The organism is Myxococcus xanthus (genome assembly GCF_013116825.1).
In the GTDB taxonomy this organism is placed as follows: domain Bacteria; phylum Myxococcota; class Myxococcia; order Myxococcales; family Myxococcaceae; genus Myxococcus; species Myxococcus xanthus_B.
On the sequence record NZ_JABFNS010000005.1, the window covers coordinates 133,279 to 142,138 of the forward strand.

General features: G+C 70.9%; 5 protein-coding genes and 1 pseudogene. All 6 read right to left on the reverse strand.

Going from position 1 to position 8,860, the window contains the following annotated elements; genetic code table 11:
* Nucleotides 1-2: 2 nt before the first annotated feature.
* Nucleotides 3-2,066, reverse strand: a complete 2,064-nt coding sequence (locus HNV26_RS02765; RefSeq protein WP_171439532.1) for a cyclic nucleotide-binding domain-containing protein — start codon at nucleotides 2,064-2,066, stop codon at nucleotides 3-5.
* The gene (locus HNV26_RS02770) at nucleotides 2,066-4,186 is read right to left on the reverse strand and encodes a HEAT repeat domain-containing protein (RefSeq protein WP_171439533.1); all 2,121 of its coding nucleotides are present in this window, start codon (nucleotides 4,184-4,186) and stop codon (nucleotides 2,066-2,068) included. Before HNV26_RS02770 ends, HNV26_RS02765 begins: the two co-directional genes overlap by 1 nt.
* An 86-nt stretch (nucleotides 4,187-4,272) precedes the next feature.
* Nucleotides 4,273-6,630: a pseudouridine synthase gene (locus HNV26_RS02775; protein WP_171439534.1), complete on the reverse strand. Its 2,358-nt coding sequence runs from the start codon at nucleotides 6,628-6,630 to the stop codon at nucleotides 4,273-4,275.
* 24 nt (nucleotides 6,631-6,654) lie between these two features.
* Entirely contained in the window at nucleotides 6,655-7,644 is a 990-nt protein-coding gene (gene scpB / locus HNV26_RS02780) for an SMC-Scp complex subunit ScpB (protein ID WP_171439535.1), read from the reverse strand.
* Nucleotides 7,631-8,500, reverse strand: coding sequence for a segregation and condensation protein A (locus HNV26_RS02785; RefSeq protein WP_171439536.1), 870 nt, complete (start codon nucleotides 8,498-8,500; stop codon nucleotides 7,631-7,633). The genes scpB and HNV26_RS02785 overlap by 14 nt, the downstream gene beginning before the upstream one ends.
* A gap of 163 nt (nucleotides 8,501-8,663) precedes the next feature.
* Nucleotides 8,664-8,860 (reverse strand): annotated as a pseudogene (locus HNV26_RS02790) (tryptophan--tRNA ligase); the annotation flags it as partial.

Genomic DNA, 8,860 nt, shown 5'->3' on the forward strand with positions numbered 1-8,860 from the left:
CGTCAGACGAGGATGAGGTCTTCCTCGACGCCGGCTTCGATCAGCACGCGCTGCGTGCGCCGGAGCCGTTCGTCGCTCAGGTCGGAGATCAGGGCCAGGATCTGCGGGTGGCTGGAGATGAGCGCGTCGAAGTCGGCGCGCGGCAACCGCAGCAGCGTGGTGTGCCGGGTGGCGGTGACGGTCGCGGTGGCAGGCGTCTTCTGGAGCAGGGAAATCTCTCCAAATACGTCCCCTTCCCGGAGCTGCGTCAGCAGGTGGCCGTCCTTGCGCACCTCCACCTCGCCGGAGAGGACCACGTAGAGGCCGTCCGTCGCGTCGCCGTCACGGATGATGACGGTGTCACGCTCCACGTCCCGGGAGCGGAAGCGCTCCACGAGCGCGCGCCGGTCCTTCCGCCCGAAGAGGCGGAACAGCTCCGACGTGTTCATCACGTTCGTCAGCATGCGCTGCCGGCAGAACTTCTTCAGGGCCTGAGCCACCTGCGGGTGGCTTCCCGAGAGCTCGGCGAGCACGCTGGCGGAGATCTCCAGGAGCTGGGTGTCGTCGGACGCGGACTCCACCGAGGCCGTGCGCGCCGCGCCGGACAGCAGGGCCATCTCTCCGAAGAAGGTGCCTCCTTCGAGCGTCGCGATGTCCTGGCGCTGGCCCCCCTCCGTCCGGAAGACGCGCACCGCGCCCTCGCAGATGACGTAGAAAGCGTCGCCGTGGCTGCCCTGGTCGATGATTCGCTCGCCCGGGCCGAAGCGGCGCAGCGGGCAACGCTCGAACAGCTCGATGAAGGCGTCGCGAGGCAGGTCCGAGAAGAGCGGAATCGTGGGCAGCGCGTCCAGGGAGCCCGCTTCGGGAGGGACTTCCTCCGTCAGGCTGTAGATCTCATCCTCGAGGCCATCGCTGATGGACGTGGCCCCCAGGCCTTGTCGATCCAAGCCCGCCTGCGCGGCCAGCTCCACCGCGTGCAACAGGGAGTCGGCTTCCAGCTCCAACTCGGTGAAGGAGGACGGACGCGTCGCCGTCCGGAAGGAGGCGCCCAGCGCGGGGGACAGGTCGTGGCCCGGGAGCGCGGTGGCGCCCGCGGGGGCCGGTGGCTCGGCGCGGCGCGACCGCAGTCCTGGGGGGGCGGAGGAGGCCGCGGCTTCAGCAGCGGCGGGCGCTGCCTGCGTGGTGATGGGCGACGACAGGGCTTGCCAGCGACCACTGTTCGAGACGGACCGTGGCGGTGAGGACGGTGCGGGTTCGGGCGCGCGAGCAGCGCCCACCGCGGGCAGCCGCTGCGACGCGCGTGGCGCCAATCCTGGCGGCAACGCGCTCGTCGCCGGACGCGCGCCTCCGGGTTGAACAGCGGGAATCCGGGTCGCGAGCGGCGGCGCTTCTGGCTCACGGATGGGCATCGCGGGCGGAATTGAGGCCGCCACGAGGGGTTCCAGGTCCAGCGTCAACTCCACGCCAGCGGTCCCCTCCTCCGACGCCAGTCCTACCTCGACCGAGTGGACGACTTCTTCGGTGCCACGCGTGGGCGCGTCGGTGAACAACAACAACTCTGGAGGCAGCTCCGCGGACAGGTCCACCGCGGGACCGCCAGCCGCCAACGGGGCTGGCGAAGCACCATCCTCCCCCTCCCCCCCATCAATGGCGGCGACGGCCGCGCGCACTGTCTCGGGCAGGCGCGACGTCCCAGCAGGCTCGGTGGGCGTCTTCACCGTCACGGACGACGCGCTGCTCATCGGGCCCCGGGCCCGTGCGCCCAGGGGCGTTCCCCGGCGCGCGTACAGGTCCGCGAGCATCTGCTGCACGCCCCGGTGCGCGGGGTCCAGTTCGAGGATGAGCTTGCTCGCGGCGATGGCGCGCGGAAGGAACCCCTCTCGCGCGAAGCCTTCCGCGGCGGATTGATACGCCGAGATGGCCCGGTCCCGCTGCCCCGCCTTCACCCAGGCATCCCCGGAGCGCAGGCGTGACTGATGGTCCTTGGGCTCGGCCCGGCAGTAGTCCTCGTAGAGCTCCGCCGCCTTGGAAAAGCGTCCCTTGGTGAAAGCCTCGGACGCCTTGTCCTTGAGCTTGCGCAACTCCATCAGCGAGCGCCCTCCGACGCGGTGCTCGCGGACGCCGGTGCGGCGCCCGCGGCCTCACGCACCGTCCGGAAGTAGTCCGCCTTGAGGGCCTCCAACTGGTCCGCATGCGCGGCGCTGCCCAGCTTCCGGAGCGACGAAGCCGCCGCGGCGCGAATCTCGGGCAGGTCGTGGAACAGGTCCTTGGCCACCGCGTCCGCCGCCTGCGCGTCGCCGATGTTCCCCAGCGCCAGCAGCACGTCGCGGCGGGCCACGCTGTTGGGCTCGTCCAGCGCCTTCACCAGCGTGGGCACGGCGTCCTTCGCCTGAATCCGTCCCAGCAGGGCCGCCGCGAGCGCCGCTTCCGGTCCACCTTCGCGCACCACGGCCTGGAGCTGCGCGGAAGCGGAGCCCGGCACAGCGTCGGCGCGCGTGAGCGCATCCAACACCAGCAGCTTCTCGCTCCCCATCTTCGGCAGCACCTCGATGAGCGCGGCCTGCCCCGCCTCGCCGGCCTCCGCCAGCGCCTGGGCCAGGGCCTTCTGCAGGTCACGGTCCGGCTCGACGAGCCCAGCCTTGGCCAGGTTGACGCCCTCGGGGCCCAGCCGCGCCAGTCCCACCAGGGCCGCCACGCGCAGCGCGGCGCTGGAGTCCTGGGTGTAGCCGGTGAGCAGTTCCAGGGCTCCGGGCGCCTTCAGCGCCCCCAGCGCGCGCAGCAGCGTCGCCAGCGGAACCAGCCGCTCCGGAGCCACGTCGTCGTACAGCTCGGTGGGCACGCGGTGCCGCACCACGTCCCGCCCGGACTCACGCACCCGGGCGGCATTGAGTTCCTTCACCCGCCCCAGCAGGTCCGCGTGCCGCGCCGGCCGATCATCCTTCAGGCCAGGCGTCGACGGGGTGGGCGGCATGGTCGAAGGGTCGAACCCCACGCCGAACTTCTCCGGGAGCGCTTGGGTCACCCAGTCGGCGCGCAGCGCTTCCAGTCCCTTGACCTCCTGCTCGTAGAGCTTCTGCAACGCGGGCACCACGGAGGCATCCCCCACCTCCGCCACGGCCTCCACCGCGAGCAGGCGCAGCGTGGCGTCGGGATGGCTCAGCCACGGCACCACCTTGCCGAGCAGCGGCAGCGCCGCGGGGCCCAGCCCCTCGACGGCCTGGAGGCCACTGGCGGCCGTGGCCGGACGTGCCAGCCGCTCGCCAATGGCGTCCACCGGACAGCCGCCGCGTGTGCGCATGCTCCGGCCCGCGACGAGCGCCTCCGCCGGTGCGCCCTCCATGACGATGGCGCACAGCGCAGCATCCGTCTGCGGCGTCCGGGGGAAAGACACGATGGCGTCGATGGCCAGCGGGCTGACGGCGCTCTTCTCCACCGCCACCAACTGGAGGCGCTGCGTGGCCACCGGATCCTGAAGCTTCATCAGCGCGTGGATGGCGGACTCGCGCAGTTCGGGGAAGTTCTCCTCCAGCAGCAGCGCGATGGGGCTCACGGCGCGCTTGTCGCCGGCGTCCCCCAGCCCGCGCACGGCGGCGGCGGCGAGGATGACCTGGCTGTCGCGAACCAAGGGCAGCAGCCGGTTGACGGCGTCGGGACGGCCGCTCTTGCCCAACTCCTCGGCGGCGCCCACGCGCTCGGGCAGCGCGCCTTCGGTCAACGCGAGCTGGTTGCGGTCCCACTGGGAGCGAGCCTCGGCGGCGACCACCTCCGCCATGGCCCCCGGAACGTTGGCGTTCTTCAGCGCCTGGACGATGACCTGACGCGTGGCCCGGCCCCGCCGTCCGTACTGGAGCGTGAGGTACGCCTTGGCCTTTTCGTTGTTCACCCTGGACAGCGCCATGGCGGCGCGGCCCTGGACCTCTTCGTCCTGGTCCTCGAGCAATTCGCCCAGGAGGTCCACGACGCGGGCGTCCTGGCTCTCTCCCAGCGCCACGGCGGCCTCTGCCCGGACGATGGCGGCAAAGTCCTTCGCCGCGCGGGTGAAGAGGACGAGGTCATCCGGGTTGCCTTGCCCGGCCAGCTTCTTCACCGCGAGAGCGCGGACCTCCGGACGAGGACTCTGGAGGTCCGCGAGAAGCTGGTCCCTGCTGCCGTTGCAGCCGAGGAGCAGGGCTAGTGCGAGAATGAGGGGGCGCGCGCCGGTTCGCATCGGTCTCCGGTGAGGGAAACGGTGTAGGAGTCGGCGCCGGTTATATCAATCCCCCTCGATTCCCGCCCAATCCACCGCGTCATGTATCAACGCGGACGGCGAGGCCCCCGGGGAGGCGGCCGGCCCGCGCCGCCGCGGGGACGCTCATTGCTCCAACTCGGGGCGCTCGCCCGCTCCTTCTTCTTGCCCCAGTCCTGGAATCCGCCGGACTTCTCGGCGGGAGGACCCTTGCGAGCCCCGGCCCGGACGACGCGTTCACGGGGATTCCCGCTTTCGTCGGTGGGCGTCCAGGTGCTGCGTGCGGGGCGTCCGCCCTCGGAGCCCTCACGGCGAGGGCCACCCCGGCCACGCGGAGCGTCTGCCCCTTCGGCGCGAGGCTTCCACTCACGGCGCTCCGGGCGGCCCGCACCCGCGCCACCGGAACGAGGCGAGTACGGACGGCCTTCACCCCGCGGGGCACGGCCGGCACCGCCGCCAGCCCCCCACGACTTGCGCTCCGGGCGGCCTTCGCCACCCGCGCGCGGTGCGCGAGTCCGCGGTGCGGCGTCTCCGCCCGCGCTCCACTCACGGCGCTCCGGACGACCCGCGCCACGGCTCTTGGGGGCTCCGCCCTCGTCACCGCCGAAGGAGCGGCCACGCGGCGCGCCAGTCTTGTCACCACCGAAGGAGCGGCCACGCGGCGCACCTTCAGCGCCACCGAACGATCGGCGAGCAGGCCTGCCCGCGTCACCGCCGAAGGAGCGGCCACGCGGCGCACCTTCAGCGCCACCGAACGATCGGCGAGCAGGCCTGCCCGCGTCACCGCCGAAGGAGCGGCCACGCGGCGCACCAGTCTTGTCACCGCCGAAGGAACGGCCACGCGGAGCGCCCTCATCACCACCGAAGGAACGACGCGCGGGCCTGCCCTCATCACCACCGAAGGAACGGCGCGCGGGCTTGCCCTCATCACCACCGAAGGAGCGGCCACGCGGCGCACCAGTCTTGTCACCGCCGAAGGAACGGCCACGCGGCGCGCCCTCATCACCACCGAAGGAACGGCGCGCGGGCCTGCCCTCGTCACCGCCGAAGGAGCGGCGCGCGGGCTTGCCCTCGTCGCCACCGAAGGAACGGCGCGCGGGCTTGCCCTCGTCGCCACCGAAGGAACGGCGCGCGGGCCTGCCCTCGTCACTGCCGAAGGAACGACGCGCGGGCCTGCCCTCATCACCACCGAAGGAACGGCGCGCGGGCTTGCCCTCGTCGCCACCGAAGGAACGACGCGCGGGCCTGCCCTCATCACCGCCGAAGGAGCGGCGCGCGGGCTTGCCCTCGTCACCGCCGAAGGAGCGGCGCGCGGGCCTGCCCTCATCACCACCGAAGGACCGGCGCGCGGGCCTGCCCTCGTCACCACCGAAGGAGCGGCCCTCGGCACGACCACGCGGCGCGCCAGCCTTGTCACCGCCGAAGGAACGGCCACGCGGCGCGCCCTCATCGCCACCGAACGAACGGCGCGCGGGCTTGCCCTCGGCCGACCCCGCCTTGGGCCGACCGAAACGCGCCAGGCTCGAACCACCCGCGGACGCGGCCTTGGCCGCACGGGCCGGCGCCTTGCGCGCGGGCTTGGCGGCCACGGGCGCATCATCATCCATGGACAGCTCCGCCTCATCGTCCGAGTCGAAGCCCGGAGCCGCCCGGCCATGCCGGCGCGGAGGCAGCCTCAGCTCTCCCGTTGGCGGCGCGGCCTTACCATCCGACACCGCGTTCAGCAGCTCCACCTCGCTCGTCTTGAGCGGGCGCAGCTCACCGGGGCGCAGTCCTTCCACGCCCACGCCGGCGTAGGACGGACGGAACAGACGCACCACCGGGTGCCCCACCGCCGCGCACAGCCGCTTGATGAGGTGCGGGCGTCCTTCCGCCACGACAATCTTCAGCCAGGTGTTCCGCTCCGCGGCCTCGAACACGCTCACCGACACCGGCGTGGCCATGCCGTCCTCGAGCCGCACGCCGCCGCGCAGCTTGTCCAGCGTGGCCATGTCCGGAGCGCCCTTCACCTTCGCCAGGTAGGTGCGCGGAACCTGGAAGCTGGGGTGCGTCAGCTTGTGCGCCAGCGCCCCATCATCCGTGAACAGCAGCGCGCCTTCGGCGTCGTAGTCCAGACGGCCCACCGGGAACAGGCGCGTGCCCGTCTCTTCCACGTAGTTGGCCACCGTGGGCCGGCCCTGCGGATCCGACAGCGTCGTCACGACGCCTACGGGCTTGTAGAGCAGGAAGTAGGAGGATTCACTCGGAGGCGTGACGAGCGTCCCGTCCACCGTCACCAGGTCGGTGCCGGGCTCCACCCGGCTGCCCAGCTCCGTCACCGTCTTGTTGTTCACCGCGACGCGGCCCGCGGTAATCAGCTCTTCTGCATGCCGGCGCGAAGCAACTCCCGCGCGGGCCAGGTACTTCTGTAGTCGTTCGGCCGCCATACCATCCTTCTTCCATGCTGCCCGTCACTCGGGCTTGGGCCCCGTCGTATCACCCGTCTCGGGTTTCGGGGGCGTCGTGTCCAGGACGCTGGAGCTGACCTTGTGTGTCCGGTCCGCGGCCGCCATGGCCTCTTCCAGGTCCTCCAGCGCGGCTTCACTGGCCGCCGCGCTCTTCTCCATCCGCTTCGTAAATGCCGGGTCCGACAGCGCTTCCACCGTCCCCGCAGCCGGGGGCGCCGGCTTCTCTTCCTTCTCGACGATCTCCCGGTGCTCCTGCGTCAGCTCGTGGAACTCACGCAGCGTGGGCAGGGCAGACAGGTCCTTCAGCGCGAAGAACTCCAGGAACTCGCGCGACGTTCCATAGAGGATGGGCCGCCCCACTTCCTCACGCTTGCCCAGGATCTTCACCAGCTTGCGGTCCATCAACGCCTTGATGACCGCGCCGCAGTCCACGCCGCGGATGTCCTCGATTTCTGGCCGGGTCACCGGCTGCCGGTACGCGATGATGGCCAGCGTCTCCACCGCCGCCCGGGTCAGCCGCTGTGGCTTCACCCGCAGGTAACGCCGGACATATTCACCCGAATGCGGGTCCGTCCGGAACTGCCACCCGCCGGCCACTTCATACAGCACGATGCCGCTGATGCCGTCGCGGTGGATGCCGGAGAGCTGGTTGAGGGCCTCGGCGATGAGCTCCCGCTCGATGCCGGTGGCCATGTACAGCTCGTCCACCGACAGCGGACGCTCCGCCACGAAGAGCACGCTCTCGATGACGGTGCGGATGCGGTCCGTGGACAGCTTGCGGCTCTTGGAGAGGAGCTTTTCAAAGGACGTCTCCAGGTCCGGAGGCGCCTCGTCCGAGTCCTCCTCGATGGAGGCCGCTTCCAGCTCGTCCAGCTCATCCGCCGGGCCGGGGCCCGTGACAGCAGCGATTTCCTCTTCGGAGAACGGGCCGGGGCCACCGGGCGTGCCCGGTTCGGGAGTCTCGTCCTGCGGTCCGTTGCTACCGGTAGTCACTGTCGTCGACCTCCGTGGGCGCCAGCTTCTCCAGCGCGTCCCCGTTGGGCAGCAGCAGGATGGGCCCCAGCGGCTCGTCCTGCACCACCCGGATGAGCCGCCGCTTCACCATCTCCAGGATGGCCAGGAAGGTGATGACCACCTCCTGTCGCGACGGGGTTTCCTCTTCCGTGAACAAGCTCTCGAACAGAACCTGTCCATGCGGGCGCAGGCGCTCTACTACGCGGAGGATGGCCTCGGACAGCGTCACGCGCTCCCGGACCACCTCGTGCTGCAGTTTGGGCTGCAACCGCTCCAGCACCCGGTCGAGCGCCTCCACCAGCTTGAGGACGCTGAACTCCTGGAGGCCCACCTCCTCCTCGGGGATGGGCACCGCCTCCACCGGGACGTTGCGGGCGAAGACGTCGCGGCCGAGCAGGTCCTGCGTGGCGAGCTGTTCAGCGGCGTCCTTGTACTTCTGGTACTCCAGCAGGCGCCGCACCAGTTCCGCGCGCGGGTCCTCGGCCTCCTCGGCGACCGCGAGCACCTCCGCCCCCTCCTGCGCCGAGACGGCGTCCTGCCGGGGCAACAGCATGCGGCTCTTGAGGTGCGCCAGCGTGGAGGCCATCACCAGGAACTCCCCGGCGATGTCGAGGTTGATCTCCCGCATCCGCTCCAGATGCTCGAGGTACTTCTCCGTAATCAGCGCCAGCGGAATGTCGAAGATGTCGACCCGATGCTCCTTGATGAGATGGAGCAGCAGGTCCAGCGGACCTTCGAAATTGGGCAACGCGATGCGGAAGTTGTCGCCAGGACTCCGCGGCAACTCCCCTTCACGAGGGGCCTCATCGGCCGGCGAGCGACGGTCCTCACTCACCGGATGTCCTGGGTGGCGTCAACGGTGTGGGTGGGGGCGCGTCATCGCGTAAGGGCCCGACTTTCTTAGGCAGCGGGCACGAGCCTGGAGGACACACACCCATACCAGTGCCCCCCAGGAGGGTCAAACAATCGGCAGTGAAAGCCCGTTCAGGCACACGGACTCATGGGACTCCCACGGCCTTGCGGACCTGGTCCATGAGGCGGCTCGCCTCGGCCCGGGCCCGGTTGGCGCCGTCCTGGAGGATGCGCTCCACCTCGCCCGGGTCGGCCGCCAGCTCGGCGTACCGCTGCCGGGCCGGGCCAAAGGCCGCATGGTAGGCCTCCAGGAGCTTCTTCTTGTAGTCGCCGTAGCCCTTCC